The sequence below is a fragment of the Prevotella dentalis DSM 3688 genome, from assembly GCF_000242335.1.
GTDB lineage: Bacteria > Bacteroidota > Bacteroidia > Bacteroidales > Bacteroidaceae > Prevotella > Prevotella seregens.
Genome location: NC_019968.1, coordinates 920599 through 945449 on the forward strand (window position 1 = coordinate 920599; position 24851 = coordinate 945449).

16 protein-coding genes are annotated in these 24851 nt (G+C 59.7%); 9 read left to right on the forward strand and 7 right to left on the reverse strand.

Annotated elements, in window-relative coordinates; all coding sequences use genetic code 11:
* Positions 1 to 9 precede the first annotated feature (9 nt).
* The 5 genes from PREDE_RS10880 to PREDE_RS10900 form a co-directional block, all read right to left on the reverse strand.
* A complete protein-coding gene (locus PREDE_RS10880; RefSeq protein ID WP_005847391.1) occupies positions 10 to 1032 on the reverse strand; it encodes an acyltransferase family protein in 1023 nt (340 codons plus the stop codon).
* Positions 1032 to 2618, reverse strand: coding sequence for a glycosyltransferase (locus PREDE_RS10885; RefSeq protein WP_005847392.1), 1587 nt, complete (start codon positions 2616 to 2618; stop codon positions 1032 to 1034). Before PREDE_RS10885 ends, PREDE_RS10880 begins: the two co-directional genes overlap by 1 nt.
* Before the next feature lie 35 nt (positions 2619 to 2653).
* The gene (locus tag PREDE_RS10890) at positions 2654 to 4048 is read right to left on the reverse strand and encodes a UDP-galactopyranose/dTDP-fucopyranose mutase family protein (RefSeq protein WP_005847394.1); all 1395 of its coding nucleotides are present in this window, start codon (positions 4046 to 4048) and stop codon (positions 2654 to 2656) included.
* Between the two features lie 423 nt (positions 4049 to 4471).
* Entirely contained in the window at positions 4472 to 6064 is a 1593-nt protein-coding gene (locus PREDE_RS10895) for an ATP-binding protein (protein ID WP_015310488.1), read from the reverse strand.
* Positions 6065 to 6215: 151 nt separating this feature from the next.
* Positions 6216 to 6599, reverse strand: coding sequence for a 2-amino-4-hydroxy-6-hydroxymethyldihydropteridine diphosphokinase (locus PREDE_RS10900; protein ID WP_005847400.1), 384 nt, complete (start codon positions 6597 to 6599; stop codon positions 6216 to 6218).
* A 143-nt stretch (positions 6600 to 6742) separates the two neighbouring features.
* Here PREDE_RS10900 and PREDE_RS10905 point away from each other — a divergent pair, with 143 nt between their 5' ends.
* Complete coding sequence (locus tag PREDE_RS10905; RefSeq protein WP_005847402.1) at positions 6743 to 7186, forward strand: T9SS type A sorting domain-containing protein; 444 nt, start codon at positions 6743 to 6745, stop codon at positions 7184 to 7186.
* A 17-nt stretch (positions 7187 to 7203) separates the two neighbouring features.
* Here the strand turns inward: PREDE_RS10905 and PREDE_RS10910 are convergent, their stop codons facing one another.
* Positions 7204 to 8223 carry a UpxY family transcription antiterminator gene (locus tag PREDE_RS10910; protein WP_005847404.1) on the reverse strand — a complete coding sequence of 340 codons (1020 nt, stop codon included), beginning with the start codon at positions 8221 to 8223 and terminating at the stop codon, positions 7204 to 7206.
* Positions 8224 to 8494: 271 nt separating this feature from the next.
* On the opposite strand from PREDE_RS10910, the gene PREDE_RS10915 reads away from it, so the two are divergent.
* From PREDE_RS10915 to PREDE_RS10930, 4 genes are read left to right on the forward strand one after another with little or no spacing between them, the layout of a single operon-like run.
* Entirely contained in the window at positions 8495 to 11071 is a 2577-nt protein-coding gene (locus PREDE_RS10915; protein ID WP_005847406.1) for a zinc-dependent metalloprotease, read from the forward strand.
* A gap of 11 nt (positions 11072 to 11082) precedes the next feature.
* On the forward strand, positions 11083 to 14145 hold the full coding sequence (locus tag PREDE_RS10920; protein ID WP_005847408.1) for a SusC/RagA family TonB-linked outer membrane protein: 3063 nt from the start codon (positions 11083 to 11085) through the stop codon (positions 14143 to 14145).
* A gap of 24 nt (positions 14146 to 14169) precedes the next feature.
* A complete protein-coding gene (locus PREDE_RS10925) occupies positions 14170 to 15924 on the forward strand; it encodes a RagB/SusD family nutrient uptake outer membrane protein (protein WP_005847409.1) in 1755 nt (584 codons plus the stop codon).
* 38 nt (positions 15925 to 15962) lie between these two features.
* Positions 15963 to 16835 carry a hypothetical protein gene (locus PREDE_RS10930; RefSeq protein ID WP_005847411.1) on the forward strand — a complete coding sequence of 291 codons (873 nt, stop codon included), beginning with the start codon at positions 15963 to 15965 and terminating at the stop codon, positions 16833 to 16835.
* A 94-nt stretch (positions 16836 to 16929) separates the two neighbouring features.
* On the opposite strand, the gene PREDE_RS10935 is transcribed toward PREDE_RS10930, so the two are convergent.
* Positions 16930 to 18351, reverse strand: a complete 1422-nt coding sequence (locus PREDE_RS10935) for a hypothetical protein (RefSeq protein WP_005847413.1) — start codon at positions 18349 to 18351, stop codon at positions 16930 to 16932.
* A gap of 173 nt (positions 18352 to 18524) precedes the next feature.
* Between PREDE_RS10935 and PREDE_RS10940 the strand changes: the two genes are divergently transcribed.
* From PREDE_RS10940 to PREDE_RS10955, 4 genes are all read left to right on the forward strand, one after another.
* Entirely contained in the window at positions 18525 to 21032 is a 2508-nt protein-coding gene (locus tag PREDE_RS10940) for a choice-of-anchor J domain-containing protein (protein WP_005847416.1), read from the forward strand.
* A gap of 508 nt (positions 21033 to 21540) precedes the next feature.
* Positions 21541 to 21780: a DUF4492 domain-containing protein gene (locus PREDE_RS10945; RefSeq protein ID WP_005847417.1), complete on the forward strand. Its 240-nt coding sequence runs from the start codon at positions 21541 to 21543 to the stop codon at positions 21778 to 21780.
* 18 nt (positions 21781 to 21798) lie between these two features.
* Positions 21799 to 23373 carry a cytochrome ubiquinol oxidase subunit I gene (locus PREDE_RS10950; RefSeq protein WP_005847419.1) on the forward strand — a complete coding sequence of 525 codons (1575 nt, stop codon included), beginning with the start codon at positions 21799 to 21801 and terminating at the stop codon, positions 23371 to 23373.
* 129 nt (positions 23374 to 23502) lie between these two features.
* Positions 23503 to 24645, forward strand: a complete 1143-nt coding sequence (locus PREDE_RS10955; protein WP_005847421.1) for a cytochrome d ubiquinol oxidase subunit II — start codon at positions 23503 to 23505, stop codon at positions 24643 to 24645.
* The last annotated feature ends 206 nt before the right edge of the window (positions 24646 to 24851 follow it).

Here is a 24851-nt window from a genome sequence, read left to right on the forward strand (position 1 = left end):
CGCGGTGGCTTACCATTTCCCCACGCAGTAATTCAATGGATATTTCTTGAACACAAAGGCGCATCCTGCGGTACACGACCAGCATAGCAGCAGGAAAATGCCAAAATACAGCATGGAAAGCGTCTTGCCCTCTGGCGTCACCAGACCGCTCAACAACACGGCCACGCACTGCATGATGAGGAAATGGACGCAGTAGACAACCAGTGAGTTGCGGCCCATGTAAGCGACAATTCCAGCTCTTTTCAGATATACGGCAAGCTCTACAAGCAGTAGTGTTCCCGAGACGGAGAAAAGAATGTAAGCGGGAATCTCGGCAATTGTCAGTGCAGAGGAGTCTGTATAGGCAACGGGATGTATCTTGGGGAAGAACTTTGAAACAAGAATCAGGGGAATGTAACAGAAGCCAATTCCCCTGGCGTGCCCTTTCATCCAAGTGTGTCTCTTCATGCAATCGCCTATCCAAAGGAAGATTGCTAGGCACATGGCATTGCGATAATGGAAGTAATTGTGGAAGTGCGCGGGGTCTTCCGCTTCCTGATGAATGTGGTTCAGCACGACTCCCATGACAAGGATGGCAAGCAGTGCCCCTCCTCGTAAAAGGTCGTTGGTCGTAGTGCGGTGCACGGCCCAGTAAATGAATCGGGCTATAAACATGGCCGACAGGAACCAGAGCGTCTCGACCAGAAAGAAATACCGCTCGCCTCCTACGGTCAGCGTCCAGAAATCGTCCCCGAACAGTGCACTCTCTGCTGCTTTGGTGAGGATGCCAAAAAACAGGAAAGGAACCAGCAGACCCTTGAGGTTGCCGACGGAGAAAGCACGGAATGGCTTGTCAAAATGCGAGGTGTAGCCGGACAGCATGAAGAAAGCCTGCATGAAGAAACCGTCATACAAGAAACTAGTCTCATTGCTTGGGTAGCACACAAAGGGGTAGTCGTAGCCCATTTTGTGCAAGGCCATGGGTACATGAACCACTATAACCAGCATGATGAGGAGGCCCTTGGCCACATCTATCTCTTGAAATCTCTTCATTATAAGTATCTATAAAACAGATGGGCCATGTCGTAGCCGTCGGTAAAGTGCTTGCTGCGCATTTGCGGTATGGCGTGATAGCGGGTGTGGCTTATGGACAAATCAATGTCATGAAAGAAGTGGCAGTCGCCCAACCTTAGAAATTCTTCTATCTCTTCCTTTGCCATTTTCTCGTTTCCTTCGTAAATATATATGCAATTGTCCATATTTACCCTTTTGCATCGCCGTTCCCACTTTTCCTTTGCAACGGCCGGCGACGGGTAATGCATGAAATGAAGTTCTATGTCTTGGCTGCCCATCGGGATAAATCCGATAGGGTAATCTCTTCCCTTGCCGTCGTATTTTGAGACATTTCGGAAAGAAATTTCTTTTTTAACAGCCTCTCCGAGGCACTTCACGAAAAGGAAATAATCCGGCCAATACATAAACATTCCTATCGTTGGAGACCGATACGCCAAATGCAAATCTTGCGAAATTCTGCTGCCAAAGCAGTTGTTGCAGATGATGCTGGTCTGGTTTGTGAACCGTTTGGCAAGGTGTCTTCTGTGCAACCACCGGTTCAAGTTGCACCACCGTACATGCCCGTGCAGCCTCAAGCGGGCAAGGATACCTGTGGATTGGGCATAAAAGGCAAAGGTCTCTCGCCGATTCAAAAGGGGTATCATCCATGTTGTTGCCCACGAATGGGTTTTCCCGTAGACGGGATACAGCGACCTTCCCTTGGCGTCTTCAAGAAGCTGTTGCAGGAACGCATAGGGATAACGCCCTCTGAAATATAGCAGCAGCAGGGAAATCATGATGGAGTTGCAATGCTGATGATAGAAAGCTTTGAGTGTGCCAGACAGCGCAGCCGTCTCGGCAAACCTTTTCATGTTGGCCGCCACACTCAGTTCGTCAAGCAGGGATTTCCTCAGCGTGCCTGAGTCTTTGCTCCGGCTTGAAGAGTTTTCGTTTCTGAAATAGGCATAAACGAGGTGCCCTGTAAACATGATGCGTTCTGCAAAGGCGTATGCCCGGCTGTTGAAATCAACATCCTCGTGTACTATGCCAACCGAAAAGAACAGGTTGTTTTGTTGAATGAACTCCATCTTGTACAGGTTGGCGCATGCAGACGAGATGGAGACATGCTTCAACAGGGCTTGCTCTCCGGTGTATATCTTGTCTGTGTCGAATGGCTGAACCATATCCTCATACCAGCTGCCATCGACCTTCATCGTCTTGAACCGGTATGCACACATATCCAAGTCATGTTGCACCGCACAGCCATAGACCTTGTCCAGCACGTTGGGCAGCAAGTAATCGTCGGAATCAACGAACATGACATATTGCCCCGAGGCATGTCTCAATCCTGTATTTCTTGCAGCACTTTGCCCTCCATTTTCCTGATGAATGAGCTGCAGGGAATGGTGTTTGGCGGCCAGGGCTTCCGCTATTGCCCGACTGTTGTCCGTGGAACCGTCATCTACCATGATGATTTCCATATCTTCCTCTGCCATTCTTTGGCAAAAAATGGAGTCAATGCAGCGTTCCAAGTACTCTTCTACATTGTAGACAGGGACGATGATACTTAATTTCTTTTCATTCATAAGCGGCGGTTGTGATGCAATCTGCCATGTCGGTACTAGTTTCCTTTTTCCTCGAACAGCTCCATTGCCCGGGCCACCACGGGTGCCATGTCGTAATATTTGTATTCGGCCAGCCGGCCGCCGAAGAGGCAGGAACGGCCGGGGGCCGGAAGGGTCAGGGTGGCGGGGTATTCGTCGGCCAGTGCCTTGTACTTCTTGTACAGGGTGTTGTTGGCGTCATCGTTCACCGGATAGTAGGGTTCCAAGCCGGGTTGCCACTCCGTGGCGTATTCGCGGGAGATGACGGTGCGGGGGCATGCGTCCACTTGGGGGCCGAACATCTCGAAGTGCTTGTGCTCGATAATGCGGGTATAGGGCACGCGGGCCTCGGTGTAGTTGACGACGGCACAGCCCTGATAGTTGGGCGTGTCGAGGGTTTCGGTCTCGAAACGCACGGTGCGGTAAGCCAGCCGGCCGTAGCGGTAGCTGAAGAACTGGTCGATGGGGCCGGTGTAGACTAATCTGTGGGCCAGTGCGGGCCAGGTCTCCCAGAGGGTCTGTTGCGGGCCGACGGGGTGTCCGGCTTGCTGCAACAGGGCGGCAAGGGCTGTCGGGCCGGCCCCACCATGCCCGAGGCCGTGGGCGGAACCGCCGGCACCGGACGCGTGGGCGTGTGCCCGATCCCTACTATCGGCGGGGCCGAGCGGGGTGAAGAAGTCTATGCCCGTCTGGGTTTCGACATCCTTGAGCAGCCCGTCGATCAGGCGGTTGTAGCCGCCGACGGGAATGCCTTGGTAGGCATCGTCGAAGTAATTGTTGTCGAACACCATCCGCACGGGCAGCCGCTTGATGATGAAGGCGGGCAGCTCGGTGCAGGGGCGGCCCCACTGTTTCTCGGTGTAGCCCTTGACGAGCCGCTCGTAGATGTCGCGGCCGACGAGCGCCAAGGCCTGTTCTTCCAGATTGCGCGGCTCGCCGACACCCCCGGCTGCCATCCGTGCGACGGCCTCGGCCCGTTGTTCGCGGAGCTTGGCCTCGGCTTCGGCGGGGGTGGTGACACCCCACATCTGGTAAAAGGTGTTCATGTTGAAGGGCAGGTTGTAGAGCCGCCCCTCGTAGTTAGCCACGGGGCAGTTGGTGTAGCGGTTGAAGGGGGTGATGCCGTTCACGAAGTCCCACACCCGCTTGTCGCTGGTGTGGAAGATGTGCGCGCCGTACTGGTGCACGTGAATGCCCTCCATCTCCAGACAATGGACGTTGCCGCCGAGGTGCGGCCGACGGTCGATCACCAGACACCGCTTGCCTGCCTTGCGGGCCAGATGGGCAAAGGTGGCACCGAACAAGCCAGAGCCAACAATGAGATAGTCGTACTTCAAAGGGTTGATGAGGAGAGGGGGCTGTTTATATATTATAATAAGGTGTAGGCGTTCTGACAATTCTGTCTGGGACATATCTTTCCCTCCTCCGTCTGTCTGACCGCAGATGGAGTGAGGGCCAAAAGGGCCCGGGGCTGAAAGTGTCGTCCGCTTTTGAGCTGGCCGATGGGACAAGCCGTCGGCGGGATGCGCAGGGCGCCGCCCCTTGGCTGGCCGCTGCTTGCGTGGCCATGCTCGCAGATTGTCAGTAACAGTCTAAATTATGTATGCGTTTGCAAAAATACGAAAAAAATCCAAGGTGGCAACATTATCCGGATTAAATTCGATGGAATGGACGGCAATTCGTTGCCGCAGCGTTGTTCTGGCGGTCTTTTCGGAGCCCTGCGACGCGTGCGTGCGGAGCGCCGTGCGGGTTTTCCCCATGCCGGCGCTAAAATACTGCACGTGTGTGTTTGGTAACGGCCACTCCTGGCATGAGCACGAGAGTTGTTGTTGCGGTCATTGTCTCTGGCATGCCCAGTCGCCCACGGTACCGGTCTGGCTGCTGAAGGTGCAGCCGATGCAGTAGACGGGCCGGGGGTCCTGGGCGTACTCGCGGGCATAGCCCTTTTCCTCGATCTGGCGGATGGCCTCGGCGGCGGGCCGGTCGAGCTTGTACTCGAAGATGTAGACGAAGCGCGGGGTCTCGATGACGAAGTCGGCACGTCCCTGGCTGGTGTGCTTCTCGTGGTAAACGGTGTAGACACTCATCATGCGCATGAGCAGGTAGACGGTGTATTGGAAGTAGCGCTCCTGCTCTCGCTCGTTCTCATGGCGGCGTGCGGAGTAGGGAATGCTGGAGAGGAACGCGGCGAGCAGGTCGCGGTAGTCGTCGGTGTCGCCCTGCTTGAGTGCGCGCTGGGCCTGCAGAATCCAGGTCTGCGGGCTTTCTTTCGACTTGAGGTAGCTGGCGGCCGTGAGGCTGACGAAGCCCGCTGTGACCTCGTTGTTGGGGAAGTCGAGCAGGTATGCTCGGCTGTCGGGGTCGAATTCCTTGATGGTGAGGTAGCCGCTCTGGTATATCATGGGCAGCGGTCGCTCCACGTCGGCCTTGTAGTCGACGAACTGCGGCTCGCTGTAGTAGCGGCCAACCATCTCGTTGAGGTTCTCCTCGCAGTGCTCGAGCAGTCGCAGCAGGTAGGAGGGCGTGCCGGTCTGGAACCAGAAATCGCGCACGTCCTGGTTGTCGAAGGCCTTGAGCAAGCTGAAAGGATTGTACACGTCGGTCATCAGACGGCTGAAGTGGTAGCCGTCGTACTGCCTCTGCAGCAGGCTCTTCATGTCCTCCTCGGTGGTTTGCATGGCGTCGGCCAGCTCTCGTATGCTGTCGGCGAAGACGGTGTGGAGCTCTTGGTTGGTGATTCCGCAGAGCGCGTCGAACTTGGGAGCCATGCTGATGTCGTTGGGCTGGTTGAAGCCGCTGAACACGCTGACCTGCGAGAATTTGGTGACGCCCGTGAGCAAAACGAAGCGCAAGTCGGGGTCGGCGTCCTTGAACACGGCGTAGAAACCCTTGAGCAGGTCGCGGTTGTGCTCCTCGAAGGTCTTGTCTACGTTGTTCACGCGTATGGTGTCTGGCCTGTCGAGCACGTCGAGCAGCGGCTTGTCGTACTCGTCGATGAGCACTACGCATCTCAGCCCCGTCTGTTCGTGTGCGGCATGCAGCACGCGGAGGAACCGCGTGCTGAGCGTCTCTTCGATGGTCTGCAGCCCGTACTCCTGCTCCGCGCAACTGATGAAATAGTTGATGGCCTTGTACAGAGCGTCGGGTTGCGTGAAGTCCTGCGGGCCGAACGAGAGGTGGAACACGGGGTATTGCTTCCATTCGGTTTCCAGTTTGTCGATGGCCAGGCCCTTGAACAGCCCGTGCTCGCCGCGGAAATAATACTTCAGCGTGGAGACGAGCAGCGACTTTCCGAAGCGCCGCGGCCGGCTCAGGAAGTAGATTTTTCCCTGGGTCGCCATGTCGTAGACGAGGTCAGTCTTGTCCACATAGACGAAACCATCTTCGCGGATGCTCTTGAAGTCTTGTATTCCGATGGGGTATTTCATGTCGTTGCGCTTATGGATTCTTGCTGCAAATATAAGTCATATTGCCGAGACGGCAAAGGAAAGGGCGCGGTATTTCAGCTTCTGATTCTGCCTTTTTCCTCCTGGTTCCACTTTTTTGCCTCCTTTGCCGTGACGTTTCCTGCCGCCGTCCTTACGGCTCGAAGCCCTGCAATTCGCCGAGCAGACGGCGCACATAGGGGCGTTGCCAGTCGGAGAGGTGGAAGCGTTGGCCGTCGTAGAGCAGGATGTCGATGTCGGCCCGCACCACATGGGCCCGGCGGTCGGCCTCGGTGCGGCCTATGCTTTGCTCGATTTGCTTGGTGAGTCGGAGCAGCTCGTCGTAGTCCAACGCCGTACGCGCCTCGGCCAACCCATTGAGATAGAGCGGCGAACGCACACCGATGGGCACCGTCCAGAGCGTGCGTGTGAAGCAAATGTCGCCCAGTGCAGCCCGCAGTTGCTGCTGCACCAGCCGGATGTGGTAGGTCTGCCGGGTGTTGGAACCCAGGCCAAGAACGATTCTGTGTAGGGCCATGACGGCACAAAAGTACGAAATAATGTTAACACCGGCGAAGAAAAGGCGGCGAAAAACGGAAAATCCCAACTATTATTCCTATATTTGCCGCAATGGATCGGCCACCAGCCGACCCTGTTCCGAACCCCTAAACACGTGAGCCCATGTCTCGATGGCTTTTTGGTCTTGTCCTGTTTGTCTGGTCGTCCACGATGTGGGCCGCCGTGCGCCCCGCACCCATCCGGGTGAACGGCATGGAGGTGAGCAAGAGCGTCACCGAGATTGCCATGGACGGCGACATGCTTTCCCTGCGTTGGAGCGACAACACCACGCTGTGCGGCGACATTGCCCGGCTGATGTTGCAGGTGGCCCAAGCCGAATGTATCGACAAGTTGAAGCTGCTGGCGGTGAGCGGTTTTCAGGACCAGACGCTCCGTATCGACGGTCTTGAGCGGGGCGCCACGCTGTCCGTCTACAACCTGCAGGGCTCCAAGGTGATGGAACGCCGGGTGGACGACCGCCACACGGTGGTGGACATTCATCAGCTCAACACCGGCATCTACCTGTTGAAGTGCCGGTATATCGTTCTCAAGTTCGTGAAGCGCTGACGCCTCACGCCCTCCTTTTATTTTCCCAGAGCTTTTTCGGCCCGCATCTTCTCAGTGAGGAATGCGCGCTCGCCCGCCGTGTAACGGCTGTCGTCCCACCGTGCGAGTGTGGCGGCCATGCTGTCGGTCGCGGCCGTATCGGCGTGGTCGAGGGCCAGATAGAGGCAGATGCGCAGCCGCAGCAGGCTGCGCACGCTGAGCCGCGGCCAGAGCGGACGCAGCCGTTCGGCGTGGGGCAGGGTGGGCTCGCCCAGGGCGCGGGCGGCCAGATAGTGGGCCAGGGCATAGGCTGCCCGGTCGGCCGCGAGAAACGTTTTGCAGCCCTCCAGCGCGCGTCGCACAACTTGCAGCTCGCCCGCCACGATGCCGCGTTCGGCCTGCCGCGTCCCGTCGGCCGGCAGTTCGTAGAGCAGCCGCAGGGCCAGGGCGGCGAGTCGGGTCACGTCGGCATCCACATTCTGCGAACGTGCCACGCGCCGTTCCACGGGCTGCACATAGCCGGGCTTGATGCGTGCCGCCACCACCGACACGCCGGGCAGGTCTACCACGAGATAGTCGCCCCGCTTGTGGGGCAGCCGTTGCACCACGCCCTCGATGCCTTCAAAGATTCCGTCCATGATGCGAATCCGTTCTCCCTTGGCCAAATGGAGCTCTTCCGGGCGGAAATACGTGAGCTTGGCCTCGGCGATGCCCGTGAGTCGCATGAAGTTGTCCATGTCGTCGTCGCGCACGAAGAGCGGCACCAGCCGCCCCCCGACGCGTTGCATGCGGAAGAAGACGTAGGGATTGTTGCGCGAGGAGTGCTTGTAGTCGCGCAGTTGGTCGATGGTGGCGCGGGCAAACACCAGCCCATGGGCAGCCGGCCGCAGCACACGCTCGCGCCGTCCCTGCACCTGCGCCAGGGCGTACTGCATGGGCACGTAGGCCTCGAAGCCGCGCGCCCGGAGCTCGTCGCGCACGGCAAGCTCCTTCTTATAGTTGGCCGAGAGCACGTACCATCGGGTGTTTTCGCTGTCAGTTGTTGGCTGTTGTTCCATGTTGTTCCATGTCCGGCGCGTGTTTCATGGGGCGCCCTTTCGTCCATACAAAGTTAGGCATAATATTCGGTGGCGGCAAATCCGCCGCCTTTTTATTTTGCCTTTACGGCCATTTCGCGGTAAGATTTTGGCCTTTTGGCGTTGCGGAAACCTGCAAAAATGCTTAACTTTGCAAAAATATCATCATTTTCATTGCGGCCTTGTCCGGAGATGGCGTTGCCAACGCGCCCTCAGCCGGCCCCGGCCTCGGAAACTAAATTAGAACAGACAGATGAAACACCTCTTATCCGGTTGCCTGCTCCTTGCCCTTGCCGTGGGCTGCCCGGGGCCCGCCGCCGCCAAGAAGAAGCCGAAAGCCAAGCTCGGCGCACTCCTGCTTGGCAAGGATTCACTCTCCAAGGACGAGTACGGCAAGATTGTCAAGGGCGGCGTGAAGAAGCAAGGACTCTTTACCGTCATCTTCAAGGCCAAGGACAACAAGCTCTATTTCGAGATTCCTGACTCTGCTTTCGGCCGCACCTACATGCTGGCCAACCGCGTGGCCTCGACCAGCAACGCCAAGGACTACGTGGCCGGACAGATGGTTGGCAACCCGATGGTCGTCAACTTCACCAAGGACGAGCGTTCGGTCTACATGAATCTGGTGCAGGCAGCCAACCTGGTGGCCGCCTCCGACCCCATCCGCGCCTCGTTCGACCGCAACTTTCTGAACCCCATTCTCAAGGCGTTTAAGATTGTGGCCACCCACGGCCACAGCGTGGTCATCGACGTGAGCGCCTTCTTCGGCACCAACGAGGCCTGCCTGAGCCCCATCAAAACCGACAGCCCCATCACCAAGCTGCTCGGCGGCGGCAACTCGCTCAAGGGCACCTACGTGGCCGACGCCTCGGGCCTGAACGAGGTGAAGGCCTTTGAGCGCAACATCGAAATCAAGAGCACGCTCAGCTACAACCTCACCGGCGGGCTCACGGCCACGCCCTATTCCGTGCGGATGCACCGCTCGCTCTTCGTGCTGCCCGACGACCCCATGCCCAAACGCTACCAGGACAACCGCGTGGGTTACTTCTCGGAGCTGCAGAATCTCTACAGCTCCGACAAGGACCGCGTGGAGCAACGTAGCTTCATCAGGCGGTGGCGCGTGGAGCCCAGGCCCGAGGACCGCGACCGCTACTTCCGCGGAGAGCTCGTGGAGCCGCAGCGCAAGATCGTGTTCTACGTCGATTCCGCCTTCCCCGCCAAGTGGCGCCAGACCATCAAGGACGGCATCCTCGTGTGGAACAAGGCGTTCGAGGCGGCCGGTTTCAAGCATGTGATCGAGGCCCGCGACTATCCCGCGGCCGACTCGCTCTTCGATCCCGACGACATGCGCTACAACTGTTTCAAGTACGCCACCACGGCCACGCCCAACGCCATGGGCCCCAGTCACAGCGATCCACGCACGGGCGAGATACTCTGCGCCGACGTGTTGTGGTACCACAACATCGTGTCGCTGCTCCACAACTGGCGCTTTGTCCAGACCGGAGCCGTGGACGAGCGCGTGCGCCGCCCGGTGTTCGACGACGAGCTGATGCGCCAGTCGATCAAGTATGCCGCCTCGCACGAGGTGGGCCACACGCTCGGACTGATGCACAACATGGGCGCCAGCTACGCCTTCCCCGTCGACTCGCTGCGCAGCCCCTCGTTCACCCGGCGTTACGGCACCACGCCCAGCATCATGGACTACGCCCGCAACAACTACGTGGCCCAGCCCGGCGACCCCGAACGGGGCGTCAGCCTGTTGCCGCCCGAGCTGGGCGTGTACGACGTCTACGCCATCAACTGGGGCTACCGGCTCGTTCCCGGGGCCGCCACGCCCGCCGAGGAGAAGCCCGAACTCGACCGCTGGATAGCCGCCAAGGCCGGCGACCCGATGTACGAATTCGGCGCGCAGCAGATGCTGGGCACCATCGATCCCACCGACCTGACCGAGGATTTGGGCAACGACCACGTCAAGGCCGGCGACCTGGGCATCAGCAATCTCAAGATTGTGATGAGGCATCTGCTCGACTGGACCATGGAGCGCGGCGAGCGTTACGACGCCGTCGAGGACGTGTACAAGGAGCTGACGCGCCAGTACAGCCGCTACCTGGGCCACGTCATGCCCCTCGTGGGCGGCATCGAGTACAAGGAGGTGCGCCAGGGCGACGGCCAGCCCGCCGCCCGCCGCTTCGTTTCCCGCGCCCGTCAGCGCGAGGCCATGCACTGGCTGCTCCGCCAGGCGCGCAGCTACGACGCCTGGCTCACGCCCGCCGACGTGCTGAACAAGATGGAGATCGACCTCAACGTGAACGACAAGATACGCACCACCGTGGTGTCGTCGCTGCTCAATGGCGCCACGCTCTACCGCATCCGCGAGGGCGGCCTGGCCGACCCCCGCCTCAACTATCCCCTCGACACCTATCTGTCCAACCTCACCCAGGCACTCTTCATCGCCCCCCGTGGTGGCCGTTTGACCGCGGCTGAGCAGCAGCTCCAGGGGGCCGCCATTGCCCAGATGATGCGCGCTTCGGGGCTCGAAAAGGCCGAGCCCAAGAAAGCCGCGGCCGCGGCCGCCGACGTGGCAGCGTTCTGGCGCGACGCGACGGCCCCGTCAACGCTCTGCGATTACGGCCATATCGCGTCGTCTTTTTCCCGTATTAATCTCGGCTCTGCGGCGTTATCGCAGGGCGAACTCGGCGCAATCATGCTGGGCCGGCTGCGTGCAGTGCTGGCCAAGTACCGTTCCTACCGCAATCAGGCCGTGGGCAGCACGCGCGATTTCTACAATTATCAGGTGTTCGTCATCGAGCGCCTCCTGAATCATCAATAACCCATCAAGCTATGAGAATCAGACAGACAATCGTGTCGCTCCTGCTGCTCGCGGCCCCGGCGGCCGCCTGGGCGCAGGCCGGCGCCGTGAAAGGCAAGGTGGTCGACAGTGGCGGCGAGCCCGTCATTGGGGCCCAGGTGCGGTGGAAAGACACCAAGCTGGCCACCGTGACCAATGCCGACGGCGAGTTCACAATACCCCGAGACGCGCGCGCCAAGAGCCTGCTCGTGTCCTACATAGGCTATAAAACCAAGGAGGTGGCCCCCGCCTCTGGCCCCGTCAGCGTCACCATGGAGGACGATGCACAGAGTCTCGACGAGCTCGTTGTCGTGGGCTACGGCATCCAGAAGAAGTCGTCCATCACGGGTTCGGTGGAGACTGTCAAGGCCGAAGACCTACTCATGATCCCCACTACCAACCTCGACCAGTCGCTGGCAGGCCAGGTTGCCGGCCTGCAGGTGATGCAAACCACCGGCGACCCCAGCACGGCGCGCGAGGCGGCGATGAGCATCCGTGGCATCAACAGCGCGCCGCTGCTCGTCATCGACGGCGTGCCGCGCTTCGGAACCAACACCTCAGACGGCGAGACGCGCCTCTCCGACCTGAACCCCGACGACATCGAGAGCATCACAGTGCTCAAGGATGCCGCCGCCGCCGCCGTCTATGGAGCGCGCGCCGCCAACGGCGTGCTGCTGGTGCAGACCAAGCGCGCCAAGGCCAACGGCAAGATCAAGCTGGACTATCGCGGGCAGTACAACCTGCAACAGGCCACCCGTCTGCCCGAGTTCCTCGACGCCTACGAGTTTGCCAAGCTGCGCAACGTGGCCATTGCCAACTCGCCCACCACCACCCTCGAGCCCTACACCGACGAGCAGCTGGAGCAGATACGCACCCATTCCAACCCCAACGTGTATGGCAACGACAACATATTGGACTACCTCGACAAGACCGGCCACTCCACTTCGCACAGTGTTTCGGCCTCGGGCGGCAACGAGTTCGTGCGCTATTACCTCTCGCTGGGCTATGCCGGAAACAAGGGACTGTACAGCGGCGTGAAGCGCAGCCGACTCAACTACAGCGGCAAGCTCGACGCCACGCTGGCCAAAGGCCTCACCCTCTCGCTCGACTACACCGGCGCCAGCTCGCAGAGCAAGAACAGTAGCTATACTACCATCGACGCGGCCTACGCCTACTCGCCTGTGCAGGTGCTGCGCTTCAGCGACGGAAGCCTGGCCAGCGCCAACGGCAACAACCCCCTCATCAACATCTACGGACTGGGCGGATACATCAAGGACAACAGCAAGAACGCCACCATCACCGCCCGCCTGGCCTACGACTTCCCCATGGTCAAGGGCCTCTCGGCCTACCTGCGCGGCACGTTCGACGACAACCACCGCATCGAGACCGACTTCGACAAGCCCGTTACGCTCTACACCTACGACGAGAAGACCCGCTCGCTGGCCGTGGACCGCAACACCATCTACCCCTCGGCCAAGGTGTCGCAGCAGCAGACCGACCGCTTCTACACCAGCCAGCTCTACGAGGCAGGGCTCAACTTCAACCGCACTTTCGCCAGCAAGCACGACGTGGGGGCCACCCTTGTGGCCAACTACCAGCGGCTGCACAACCAGTACATGACCGGCCAGAACCTCGACAAGAGCAGCTTTCCCGAGACCATCGGCGTGTCCAAGGACTCCAAGCTCTCGGGCGACGAGAGCATCAACGAGCGCGCTTCGCTCATCGGCCGCGTCAACTACGGCTATGCCTACCGCTACTTCTTCGAGTTCAGCTTCCGTGTGGACGGCTCCACCAACTTCTCGCCCGACAATCGCTGGGGCTTCTTCCCCTCGCTGTCGGCCTCGTGGGTGCTGTCCAATGAGACGTTCTTCAAGAACTGGAAGCAGGACGTCGTCTCCAACGTCAAGCTCCGGGCCTCCACCGGATGGCTCGGCAACGACGGCCTGGTGGGTGCCTATTCCTACCTCACCAACTACACCGAGTCGGGCAATTACGGCTACAGCTTCGGCGGCTCCTACCGCCCTGGCCTCGTGCTCGAGGGCTATCCCAACGCCGCACTCACCTGGGGCAAGACCCACGACTACAACGTGGGCGCCGACCTGGGCTTCTGGGGCGGCCGCATCGGCCTGACGTTCGAGTACTACCTGCGCTACGAGACCGACAAGATCACCTCCGCACCCGAGTATCTCTTTCCGCCCTCGACCGGCGTCAACGGCAGCGTGCCGAGCATGAACTTCAGCAAGCTCAAGGCCTGGGGCTGGGACTTCACCCTGAGCCACCGCAACACCATCGGCAAGTTCAAGTACAGTCTGTCCCTCTCCCTGGCCAAGAACGACGACAAATACCTGGACTATGGCGACGAGTCGGCACAGCTTCCGAACCTGCGTCGCAAAGGCCGTAGCAGTATGGTGTGGACCATGTATCAGGCCGACGGCCTCTTCAAGACGCAGGAAGAGATCGACGCCCACCGGCTCGACCAAGACGGACAAGGCAACGCTACCCTCGCGCCGGGCGACATCCGGTACGTCGATCAGAACAACGACGGCGTGCTCGACAACAATGATCGCATCTTCGTCAAGAACTCTTCCGTGCCCGATTTCGACTTCGGCATCCGCCTCGGAGCCTCTTACAAGGGCTTCTTCATCAACGCCATGTTCCAGGGCGAGAGCGGATACAAGCAGAATATACGCGACTACTACACGCTCGACAACGGCACACTGCAGAAGTTCCAGCGTTACCACCTCACCGAATCGTGGTCGCCCGAGAACCCAAACGGCCGCTATCCCCGCATCAAGTTCGTCACCACCAACGACAACAACCGCCTGGAATCCACCTTTTGGATACAGGATTGCAACTTCGTGAGGCTCAAGATGCTCAACCTCGGCTACTCCTTTCCCGCATCGCTGCTGCGTCCCCTCCACGTCTCCACCATGAGCATCGCCCTGCAGGGCAGCAACCTGCTCACGTGGTCGTCGCTCAAAGGTATGGACCCCGAGTCGCTTCGGGGTTACCCTATCCAGCGCAGCTACGGCCTTACACTCAACATTGGTTTCTAATCCACACTTTCACGTATGACACGCATGAGTTTCAAGAACTGTCTATATGCCGCTCTTCTCGTTGCGAGCACGGCCCAGCTGGCCTCCTGCGACGACATCTTCAGGACGGCTCCCATCAATAAAATCTCCGAAACCGAGGTTTGGCACAACTCCATGCTGCTCGACGAGTACGTCAATTCCTGGTACCACGGCATCGGGTCGGGCTTCAAAACCTTCGTGCCCAGCATCGCGCTGGTGAAGAGTGCGTCCAAATACTACATGCCTTGGTTCGGCGATCAGCTCACCGTGAGCAAGAGCGACTGGTTCAATGCCGGCTACGGCGACCTGCTCAAAGGCAGCGACCTCGAGCTCACCAACTGGGCGCGCTACAACTGGAACGCCTATTTCACCCAGATTCAGGCCATCAACAAGCTGTTTGCCAACGAGGGCAGCATCGCCGACGGCGACCAGAAGGCGCGTGTCGTGGGCGAGGCCCACTTCCTCCGCGGCTACTACTATTACCTGCTCTGGCGGCTCCACGGCGGCGTTACCATCATCGACCATCCCTACGACCCGCTGCAACATGCCGAGAAATTCCCCCGCGCCACCTACGGGCAGATGCTCGACTTCATCGTGGCCGAGGCCGACGCGGCCGCCAAGACGCTCCCCGCGAGCCACGCCGCAGCCGGCCAAGGCCGCGCCACCAAGGGCGCAGCCCTCATGCTCAAGGCCAAGGCCTGCCTGTGGGCGTCGGCCGAAGTGTTCCAGAACAAGCCCGACACGGCCGCCTCGCTGGGCTTCACCGGCGACCATGCGCACGAACTTCTGCTCAGGGCCAAGGCCGCCTACGAGGAGCTCATCGCCCTCGGCGCCTACCGGCTCATCCCCATTCAGGCCACCACGGAGCAGGGTATCAGCGAGGAATACCGCAAAATCTTCCTCACCAAGAACAGCGAAGAGTCGATCTTCGAGATTCAGCACTCCGACGATGGCGACTATGCCGTCAAGTTTGGACACACGCTCGACCGCGATGCGGCCTCGCCATTCTTCACCGGTGTCACCGCAGCCTACACGCCGACACAGAACCATGTAGACGAGTACGGCATGCGCGCGGGGGCCGTCTACGACCCCAAGCACCCCTATGCCAACCGCGATTACCGCTTCTATGCCAACGTGCTCTACGACGGTTGCACCTATCGCAACCATGTGATGGACATGCACTACACCGGCAAGCAGCCGGGCGTCGACATCACAAAGTACGGCACCTCGGCCAGCGCGGCCTGTTCGCGCACGGGCTATTACATGGCCAAGTTCCTCGATCCGGCCCAGACCATCGACGACAACAAGACCTACGCCAGCAAGCAGAACTACATCATCTGGCGCTATGCAGAGGTTCTGCTCGACTATGCGGAGGTGCTCTTCCGCCTCGGCGACACCGCCGCCGCCCTGTCTCTGGTCAACCAAGTGCGGGCCCGTGTCCACATGGAGCCCCTCGTTTCCCTCGGTTGGGATCAGCTGGTGAACGAGCGGCGCGTGGAGCTTGCCTTTGAGGAGACCACGTATTGGGACTTCTTCCGCTGGGGTATTGCCGAGCAGAAGCTCAACGGCAGCAGCAACCCGCTCATGGCCATGCGCGTGGACCTCAATGCTGACGGCAGCTACAAGTACACCGTCGGCCGGCTCAACCGCTATCCGGGACGCATCCGCAAGTTCAACGCCAAGCAGTATTACCTGCCCATTCCCTGGAGCGAAGTCAAGTATCACGGCATCAAACAGAACCCGGGCTGGACGGAGATGTAACCCCTCCGCCCGCCCCTTTTATCAACTTAAAATAGAAAATGATGATGAAGAAGAGAATCTTTACACTCCTTGCACTGTCTCTTGGCCTCGCCGCCTCCGTGCCGGCGCAGACCGACTACAACTTCTTCCCGGCCGATTGCGTGGATGGCGACGGCTGGCTCTGGTTCGATTCGCAGGACAAAATCGACCGCTTTGTGGGTGCCATCGACAACGATAACTACTGCGCCAACGCCGCAGGCAAGGTCGTTCAGATGGCCGGAGCCAACTTCGAGCCCTATGAGGAGGCCTTCGCTTCGCCCACGGTGGTGGGCGTGGGACGCGACGGCAACGACGCCGAATCCATCGGCATTGGCAAGAAAGGCTCCAAGACGGGTGCCATTGTGCTGCCCGGCAGCAGCAAGAACACCCAGCGCAACGGCGGCGCCATCGTGCTCAAGCTGCCCTCGCTGGCCACGCTAAGCCTCAATGTGTCGTGCGCCAGCACGATGTATTACTATGTGGCCTCCACCACAAAGGCCGGGACGGCACTCGACAGCTACGAGCAGAAGTTCAACCGCTACAACCTCATTGGCTTCGGAAGACTGAGCTATGCGGGCAACTTCACTTGGAAAAACGTACATCAACTCACCAACGCGCAGGAGCAGACCATCGTTTCCGATGGGCCCATCTACGTGCTCATCCAGAACACCAGCGCCGACACGGCCTACGTGCACGGCGTCAGAATTACCACGCCGCGCCAGGAAACCACGGGCATCCGCACGCTCGTCGACGCGACGGCGCGCGTCGACGTGTATGCCGTGAACGGCACGCCGTTGGCCCTTCAGGCCGACGCGCAGCTGCTTTCCACGCTTCCCAAGGGCCTCTACATCGTGCGTAGGGGCAAGGAAGTGCGCAAGCTGGCTGTGCGCTGAACGCTCCGTACAAATTGAAAAATCCCACGCCCCTGCCGGGCGTGGGATTTTTTGATGGGGTCAGTGGGCCTTGAAAAGCGGCCGAAGAATAGCTTTACATCACCACCTTGACGGCCTTTCCGCCGGCCTTCACCACATAGACGCCGTGGCCCAGCTGCACCGTGGCCTTGCCGCCAACGGCCAGACGCGTGGCGACGGTCTCGCCGGCGAGGCTGTATACCGTCACCGTCTCGCCCTCGGCAAGCCCGCTCACGCGCAGTTCGCCCTGCTCGACGCTCACGGCCGGCCCGGCATTCTCGGCGGCAGTCACGCCGTTGGTCGTGGCGGTGACATAGAAATTGGTGGTGCGCATCACCTTGGTGCCCACGAATTTAGGGAATGCCGTCGTCGTCATGCTCACGTGCAGCGAGTCGGTCTGGCCTTTCAGGAAGGTGATTTTGCCGCCCTCCTCGCTGTAGTCCACACCCGCCACGAGCTCCTCGTCCTTGGCGTTGCTCACGGCAAACACCGTTGCCTGGGGTGCGTCGGCCAGGCCCTTGATTTGCGTCTGGGCCGAGAGGTCGAGCACGTCGCCCTGCCTGAAGTCCTTCTGCACCTCCATGGCGCGCTGCGGCGCATAGTTGAAACGGGTTGCCGTGGCAAACGTTCCGGGCACGGGCAGCGTGGCCAGGGTGAAGCTGTTGCCCATGATGTTCAGCGTCTTGCGCTTGGCGGTTGAGGCCACAAAGGCGTCGCTCAGCTTGAGTTCCGTCAGCAAGTTGTTGTTCAGCGAGAGCGATTCCAGGCCCGTCAGGCTACTGCCGTCGAAGCTCGTCAGTGCATTGTTGTTCATGCTGATGAGCAGACCGGCGGTGTTGTTCTCGCCGAACTTCACGCTCGAGAGCCCGCAGTTGAGCATATAGACGGTTTTCAGCTTGTTGTTGGCCGAGAAATCGACGGTCGGGATGGCGTTGTCCGAGAGGTAAATCTTGTACAGCTCCGTGTTCTTCGACAGGTCGACGGCGGTCAGCCGGTTGTTGCTCAGCGTGAGGTTGTGCAGTTTCACGTTGGCTGTGAGGTCGATATTCTCGAGCAGATTGTTCGAGAGTTCGAGCAAGTACAGCTCCGTGTTCTTCGACAGGTCGATAGCCGTCAGCTCGTGGGTGGGCGCATAAAGATAGCGCAGTGCGGGCAGGTTCGACACGTTCAGCTCGCTGATCTTCGCCTCGTCCTTGCGGTAAGAGCAGTCCAGCACGGTGATGTCGTCGCTGTAAATCTTCACTTCGCCGGTGCCTACGGCCGTTCCGGTCACGTTGGTTGTGGTCTGATAGCCGTCGTCCATCTTGATGGCTTCGGTCGGTACGAGTGTGCCGTCGCCCCAGTCTATGTTGATGGAGGCCACGTCCTTGCTTGTTGCCAGCCCCAGGGTGAGCGGCTTGCCGTCCACGGCTGTCTTCAAGGTGATGGAAGGATGGGTCTGTGCAGACAGAGCCATGCAAAAGGCCACGGAGGCCAAAGAGAGTAAAGTCTTCTTCATAAGCGGTAATAATAATAATGTGAATGACGTCTCCGCAAAAGTATTAAATTATTTGAATAAATTACGATTTCGGCCTTAAAAAGTTCCATTTTTATATTAATTGGCTTAACTTTGCTTGTCTTCGGGCCGTATTCGCCCGCCAATTAGCCTCGAAACCACCAATTTTTCACAATATGAAGAAGATTTACCTGTCCAGCCTCCTGCTGCTCGCGGCCCTGTTGTTGCCGCTGCGCGCCACGGCGGCCGCCACCAACAAGGGCGACCTTTCCAATCTGGTTTGCTTCATTCAGTTTGCCGACGACACCGAGGAGGAGGCGTTCACGCGCCCGTTCCCGGCCTACGACAAGCTGTTCAACGACGACCGTCCCGACTCGCTCTCCCTGTTCAACTACTTCAAGCGCGCCTCCTACGGCCAGCTGTCGTGGCGCACCGGCTTCTTCCCGGCCCCAAATTCGGGGGCGGTTGTGGCCTGCCGCACCAAGTACGAGCGCGGTTATTACCAGCCCTATCAGGCCGGCATCAACGACAGTGGATACAAGGACGACGTGGCCGGCGCGGCCCGTTTGCAGGCCCTCGCCATCGAGATTGCCAACTATTTGGACAAGCATTTGCCTGCCGACCAGACGCTCGACGCCGACCAGGACGGCTTCATCGACAACCTGACCTACGTCTTCAGCGGCAACTCCGACCGCTCGGCCTCGCACATGCTCTGGCCCAAGCGCCTCGACGTGATCACGGCCCCGGGCAAGGAAGTCTACGTGCACGGCAAGCGATTCGTGGGTTGCCTCATGGTCTTCGACCAGGCCAACGGCTACCGCAGCGCGTTCTCCGGCGGACTGGAACCCATCGACCTCAACCTGGGCCTCGTCTGCCACGAGAGCTCCCACTCGCTCGGCACCTATGATCTCTACCATGCCAACGACTCGCAGACGCCCGTGGGCATGTGGGACCTCATGTCCAACCAGGGACTTCTGCCCCAGCAAATGATGGTCTACACCAAGATGAAGTACTGCCATTGGGTGGACAGCATCCCCGAAATTTCGGTTCCCGGCACCTACAAACTCAACCCCGTGGGCGGCCCCGACAAGGAAAACATAGCCTATAAAATCCATCCGCTGGGCTCCGACGAATACTTCGTCGTGGAGTACCGGCGGCGCGAGGCCGGCGACATCTCCCTGCCGGAGAGCGGCCTGCTGGTCTACCGCATCAACCCGCGGACCTCGGGCGGCAACGTGAACTACAACGGCACGACCATCCTCGACGAGACCTACGTGTTCCGTCCCGGCGGCAGCCTCACCTCCGACGGAACCATCGCGAAGGCCGTGCTCAGTGCCGAGAGCGGCCGCACGGCCTTTGGAGGCGCCGCGCCCGACAAGCCATTCTACAGCGACGGCACCGTAGCCAACTTCGCCATCAGCCAGGTGTCGGCCTGCGGCGAGACCATCACGTTCACGCTCGGACAGACCGAACAGCGCATCGTCCTCTCCGACTCGGCCCTCATGCTCGCCGGCACGGCGGGCAGTGCAGGCAGCCTGACCGTCGCCTCGGACGTGGAATGGCAGATCCGCAACGTGCCCGACTGGCTCATGCCGTCGGCCATACAGGGCCCCTCGGGCACCACGCAGCTGGTGTTTGTGGCCGCTGCCGACAACACCGACTCCAAGGTGCGACAGGCCGTGATCACGGTCGCCGCCACGCACAACCCCGCCCTGCAGCAGCAGTTCACCGTGGCCCAGGTGTCCAATCTGGTGTCCATGCCCAACGGTCTGCACGCCGTCATCGACTCCTCCGGCGTGTCGCTCTCGTGGAATGCGGTGCCCGTGGGCAAGAAAATACTGAGCGAAGACTTCGAGAACACCGACAATCCCAACGGATGGCAAATGCAGAACGTGGGCACGCGCGGCTGGCACTGGCAGCTGAAAAACCGCACCTACAAGGCCTACGACGGCAACTACAGCGCGGCCATGTGGTCGGCCTGGGACTCCGAGAGCCAGAACGAGACGCTCACTTCGCCCACCCTCGACCATGCCACGACGCTGGTGTTCCAGTCGTGCAACACGGGCATGGGGCTCTTTCCGGTCAAGAATCCACAGGAGTACAACGTGGAGGTGAGCTCCGACAACGGCGCCACCTGGCACGTGCTGCTCGAGGTTCGCAGCCTCGGCGGCAGGGAAACGAGCAACAAATACATGGAAGTGGCCGTCGACCTTTCGGCCTACGCCTCCAGCCAGATGCGCGTGCGCTTCCACGCTTTCGACAAGCCGCTCGACCCGGCCGACCCCATCGGGCTGGCCTACAACTGGATGGTGGACAACATTGAGCTCTATGCCGCCGATGCCTCGCACACCCTGCAGGGCTACCGCGTCTATCGCAACGGCGAGCTCATAGGCACTGCCCCCACGCCGTCGTTCGTCGACAAGGCCCCCCTGCCGGGCACCAACGTCTATACCGTAGCCGCCGTAACGAGCAAGGGCGAGTCGTCGGCCTCGCAGCCGGCCACGGTCAACGTCACGCCCACGGGCATCCGCACCGCCGTGCGCACCCTGTTGCCGGCCGGCGTCTACACGCTTGGCGGCATCCGTGTGGCCGATAGCGCCCGGGGTTTGGCCAAGGGCGTCTACATCGTCCGCGGCACCGACGCCGCCGGTCGCGCCACCACACGGAAGAAGGTGGTGAGGTAGACCGTCTGCCATTCACCCGACAAGGCGTTGTCTTTACGCCGTAACGGCATTCCGTCTACGGCGTAAAGACAATGCCGTTACGGCGTAATCGCCATGCGTTTGCGCCGTGTTTTCAGACAGAACAACGTGTGTTGGATGTGGCTGCGCGGTGTGTTTAAAGACATAGTAACAGAATAACATGTGGCTGGCGCGGTGATATTTTAGACATAACAACATATAGAACACATCGCGTCAGCCACATGTTATTCTGTTACTATGTCTTTAAACACAGTGCGCCAGCCAATATGTTATTCTGTTGTTATGTCTAACCCCCCCCGTTGTTCTGTCTAACCCCCCGTGTTGTTCTGTCTATCCCCCCATCACGAATCCGGCAAGCGACTCCGTTCTCCTGTCTGACGCACTGCGATGGCCCTGCAAAAGATATTTTGTCCAACAATGTAGATTTTCCAATGAAATCGTTGCGGGAATCGGGAAAAATCGTTAAGTTTGCAGCTATAACCAAAAACTAATGAATTTCAAGTCAAGCAAGCTATACCGATTGATGCGCGGAACCTATCGCCTCTACCGTGACGGGTTCAGGGAAATGACGCTGGGGCGTACGCTGTGGGCCGTCATTCTGATTAAGCTGTTCGTCATCTTCGCCGTGCTCAAGCTGTTTTTCTTCCCCAATTTCATTAGCAACCATGCGCAGAAAGGACACGAGCCGGAGTTTGTCTCCTCGCGCATCCTTCCTGCTCCGCAGCCGTAAATTTAATTCTTAACCAATATGTTCAATTTGTTACTCGACATTACCAGCTCAACAGTAGACTGGTCCAGAGCCCAGTTTGCGCTGACGGCGATCTATCACTGGCTGTTTGTCCCGCTCACGCTGGGCCTTGCCGTGATTATGGGCATCGCAGAGACTTGTTACTATCGCACGCAGAAAGCTTTCTGGCGGGACGTGGCCCGTTTCTGGCAGAAGCTCTTCGGCATCAACTTTGCCATGGGCGTGGCCACGGGAATCATCCTCGAATTCGAGTTCGGCACCAACTGGAGTAACTACTCCTGGATGGTGGGCGACGTGTTTGGAGCCCCGCTGGCCATCGAGGGCATCGTGGCTTTCTTCATGGAGAGCACGTTCGTGGCCGTGATGTTCTTCGGTTGGGACAAGGTGTCGCGCGGCTTCCACCTGGCCGCCACCTGGCTCACCGGCCTCGGCGCAACCATTTCGGCCTGGTGGATTCTGGTGGCCAACTCGTGGATGCAGTACCCCGTGGGCCAGCAGTTCAACCCCGACACCATGCGTTTTGAGATGACCTCGTTCATGGATGTGGCGTTCTCGCCCTTTGCCGTAGACAAGTTTTTCCACACCATCACTTCGTCGTGGATCATCGGCGCCGTGTTTGCCGTGGGCGTGAGCTGCTGGTATCTGCTGAAGAAGCGCGAGCTGCAGCTGGCCCGGGCCAGCATCAAGATTGGCGCGGGAGTGGGTCTGGTGGCCTCGTTGCTGGCCGCCGCCACGGGCGACAACTCGGCCTACATGGTGGCAAAGGTGCAGCCCATGAAGCTGGCCACGATGGAAGCGCTCTACAACGGCGGCACCAACCAGGGCCTTACGCTGGTCTCGATGGTGAGCCCCATCGGCCAGCCCGACTACGAACGCCAGGCCGAACCGCCCATGCGGCTGGCTGTTCCGGGGGTGCTCTCACTGCTGGCCACGCACTCGACAGACGGTTATGTGCCGGGCGTGAACGACCTCATCAAGGGCTACACCCGCGAGGACGGCACCCGCGAGCCCTCGTATGCCGAGAAGATGGCCAGCGGCAAGAAAGCCATCGTGGCCCTGCAGACCTACCGTGCGGCCATGGCCCGCGCCAAGAAGGGCGAGCCCATGCCGGCCGAGGCCAAGGCGCAGCTGCCCGTGCTGCGCGACAACATCAAGTATTTCGGCTACGGATACATCAAGGACGTGCACGAGTTGGTGCCCAATATTCCCTTGATGTTCTACGCTTTCCGCGTGATGGTGGGGCTGGGTGTGCTGTTCATCGCGTTCTTTGCGGTGGTGCTCTTCGTGGTTTACCGCAAGGACATCACCCGCATGCGCTGGTTGCAGCTGGCTGGCGTGGCCCTCATCCCGCTGGCTTATGTGGCCAGCGAGGCGGGTTGGGTGGTGGCCGAGATGGGCCGCCAGCCGTGGACCATCCAGGACATGCTGCCCGTAGGCGTGGCCGTGTCCGACATTCCGGCCGGCAGCGTCGCCCTCACGTTCTTCCTTTTCCTGGCTCTTTTCACCACGATGCTCGTCGTAGAGGTGAGCATTCTGTGCAAGCAGATCAGGCGGGGACCGGAATACAATTCATAATTCATAATTCAAAATTCAAAATTTTTCCGGCATCCCGTGCTGCGTTCGCAAGTCATCATTTAAAATGTTCTTGGAATACGGTTCGTCGTTCACAAGTCAGAGTTCACAGTTTTAAAGCAACAAATAAAAATGAGTTACGAATTTCTGCAATCATACTGGTGGTTCATCGTGTCGCTGATGGCCGCTTTTCTGGTGTTCCTACTCTTTGTGCAGGGAGCCAATTCGCTCATCTTCAACCTGGGTAAGACGGCCGAAGAGCGTCGTCTCGTGGTCAACTCCACGGGCCGCAAGTGGGAGTTCACGTTTACCACGCTGGTCACTTTCGGCGCCTCGTTCTTTGCCTCGTTCCCTCTTTTCTACAGCACCAGCTTCGGTGGAGCCTACTGGGTGTGGATGCTCATCCTGTTTTCTTTCGTGGTTCAGGCCGTGAGCTATGAGTTTCAGCACAAGCTGGGCAACCTCTTCGGCCCGAAGACGTTCCAGGCCTGCCTGGTGTTCAACGGCGTGGTAGGCCCGCTTCTGCTGGGCGGCGCGGTGGCCACGTTCTTCAATGGCAGCAATTTCATCATCGAAAAAGCCAACATGATGACCTCCGTGCAACCCGTCATCAGCCGCTGGGCCAACGCCAGCAGCGGCCTCGATGCCCTGCTCGACGTGTGGAATCTGGTGTTCGGCGTGGCCGTGTTCCTGCTGGCCCGCGTGCTGGGCATCCTCTACGTGCACAACAATGTGGCCGACGACGAGATACGTCGGCGCACCCGCACGCAGCTCGTCTGGAACGTGGCGGCTTTCCTCGTGTTCTTCCTCGCCTTCCTGCTGCGCACCCTTCTCAAGGCCGGCTACGCCTACGACCCGGCCACGGGGCTCATCTTCATGGAGCCTTACAAGTATCTGCACAACCTCATCGCCATGTGGCCCCTCACGCTGGTGCTGCTCGCGGGTGTGGTGCTGCTGCTCTTCGGCGTGGCCCGCACCGTGCTGGTCAAGGACTATGTGCGCGGCATTTGGCCCGCGGGCATCGGTGTAATCCTCGTGGTGCTGGTGCTCTTCCTCTGCGTGGGCTGGAACAACACGGCGTTCTATCCCTCCAACGCCGACCTGCAGAGCTCGCTCACCATCCGCAACAGCTCCAGCAGCGAGACCACGCTACGCGCCATGGCCTACGTGTCGCTGCTGGTGCCGGTCATCCTGGCCTATGCCGCGTATGCGTGGCGGGCCATCGACAAGAAGAAGATAGACCGCCGCGAAATCAGCGAGGGCGAGGCCTACTGACCCGCGCGCCGGCCTTCCGGCCCCCATACCACAGCATCATCGGGCAGCCCCCGGCGTGTCGTCGCGGCACGGGGGCTGCCCGATGCTTTTGCCCCAAAGGGGGCATCGTGAGCGAGCGCGGTCGTGGAGGCTCTGCGTTGACGGCGCAATGGCAGGGCGATTGCACGGAAAAGGCGATGCGGTTACGGCGTAACGGCATCGCCTTT

Bases quoted from the DNA above. Each gene is read 5' to 3' on its own strand.
- PREDE_RS10880 (WP_005847391.1), bottom strand. From the start codon at position 1,032: ATGAAGAGATTTCAAGAGATAGATGTGGCCAAGGGCCTCCTCATCATG.
- PREDE_RS10910 (WP_005847404.1), bottom strand. From the start codon at position 8,223: ATGGAACAACAGCCAACAACTGACAGCGAAAACACCCGATGGTACGTG.
- PREDE_RS10925 (WP_005847409.1), top strand. From the start codon at position 14,170: ATGAGTTTCAAGAACTGTCTATATGCCGCTCTTCTCGTTGCGAGCACG.
- PREDE_RS10930 (WP_005847411.1), top strand. From the start codon at position 15,963: ATGATGATGAAGAAGAGAATCTTTACACTCCTTGCACTGTCTCTTGGC.
- PREDE_RS10950 (WP_005847419.1), top strand. From the start codon at position 21,799: ATGTTCAATTTGTTACTCGACATTACCAGCTCAACAGTAGACTGGTCC.
- PREDE_RS10935 (WP_005847413.1), bottom strand. From the start codon at position 18,351: ATGAAGAAGACTTTACTCTCTTTGGCCTCCGTGGCCTTTTGCATGGCT.
- PREDE_RS10905 (WP_005847402.1), top strand. From the start codon at position 6,743: ATGTCTCGATGGCTTTTTGGTCTTGTCCTGTTTGTCTGGTCGTCCACG.
- PREDE_RS10885 (WP_005847392.1), bottom strand. From the start codon at position 2,618: ATGAATGAAAAGAAATTAAGTATCATCGTCCCTGTCTACAATGTAGAA.
- PREDE_RS10915 (WP_005847406.1), top strand. From the start codon at position 8,495: ATGAAACACCTCTTATCCGGTTGCCTGCTCCTTGCCCTTGCCGTGGGC.
- PREDE_RS10940 (WP_005847416.1), top strand. From the start codon at position 18,525: ATGAAGAAGATTTACCTGTCCAGCCTCCTGCTGCTCGCGGCCCTGTTG.
- PREDE_RS10955 (WP_005847421.1), top strand. From the start codon at position 23,503: ATGAGTTACGAATTTCTGCAATCATACTGGTGGTTCATCGTGTCGCTG.
- PREDE_RS10945 (WP_005847417.1), top strand. From the start codon at position 21,541: ATGAATTTCAAGTCAAGCAAGCTATACCGATTGATGCGCGGAACCTAT.
- PREDE_RS10895 (WP_015310488.1), bottom strand. From the start codon at position 6,064: ATGAAATACCCCATCGGAATACAAGACTTCAAGAGCATCCGCGAAGAT.
- PREDE_RS10920 (WP_005847408.1), top strand. From the start codon at position 11,083: ATGAGAATCAGACAGACAATCGTGTCGCTCCTGCTGCTCGCGGCCCCG.
- PREDE_RS10900 (WP_005847400.1), bottom strand. From the start codon at position 6,599: ATGGCCCTACACAGAATCGTTCTTGGCCTGGGTTCCAACACCCGGCAG.
- PREDE_RS10890 (WP_005847394.1), bottom strand. From the start codon at position 4,048: ATGTCCCAGACAGAATTGTCAGAACGCCTACACCTTATTATAATATAT.